General features: G+C 55.2%; 1 protein-coding gene. It reads right to left on the bottom strand.

The window, feature by feature from the left end; genetic code table 11:
- A partial coding sequence (locus H5202_RS23575) for a hypothetical protein (RefSeq protein ID WP_182774136.1) occupies positions 1-677 on the bottom strand: 677 nt, incomplete at both ends.

Below are 677 nucleotides of genomic sequence, written 5' to 3'. Positions count from 1 at the left end.
TTGAAGATACCATCGCTGCCCATGCCGCTGAACTCAACGATTGGTGCAGGTGCCATGGTGGCATCAACAGGTTGTGTATCTGTTGCGGTTGCAGATGGGTTGCCGGCGATATCAATCACTTGCGCGGTCACATCAACATCGGTTGCGCCTGCAGTGACAGGCACTTCAACGTCAAAGCCGTTGTCGAGCATGTCCTGAGTCACAGGGCCGTTAAATAGGGTGTTGCCATTGCCGTCAGTGACAATCAAGGTGTCGCCAACTTGGGTGCCAGTCGCTAGCGTCACGGTCGCGGTCACAGTGCCATCAGTACCGATCTCATCGCTGTTGAACACGCCATCGCTGCCCATGCCGCTGAATTCTACAGTCGGTGCAGGTGCCATGGTGGCATCAACAGGTTGTGTATCTGTTGCGGTTGCAGATGGGTTGCCGGCGATATCAATCACTTGCGCGGTGACATCAACATCAGTGGCGCCTGCGGTCACAGGGACTTCAACGTCAAAGCCGTTGTCGAGCATGTCTTGAGTCACAGGGCCGTTAAATAGGGTGTTGCCATTGCCGTCAGTGACAATCAAGGTGTCGCCAACTTGAGTGCCAGTTGCTAGCGTCACGGTGGCGGTCACAGTGCCATCAGTACCGATCTCATCGCTGTTGAAGATACCATCGCTGCCCATGCCGCT

It is taken from the genome of Shewanella sp. SG41-4 (genome assembly GCF_014164505.1).
Classification (GTDB): Bacteria; Pseudomonadota; Gammaproteobacteria; order Enterobacterales; family Shewanellaceae; genus Shewanella.
This window is presented reverse-complemented; position numbering and strand designations above follow the sequence as displayed.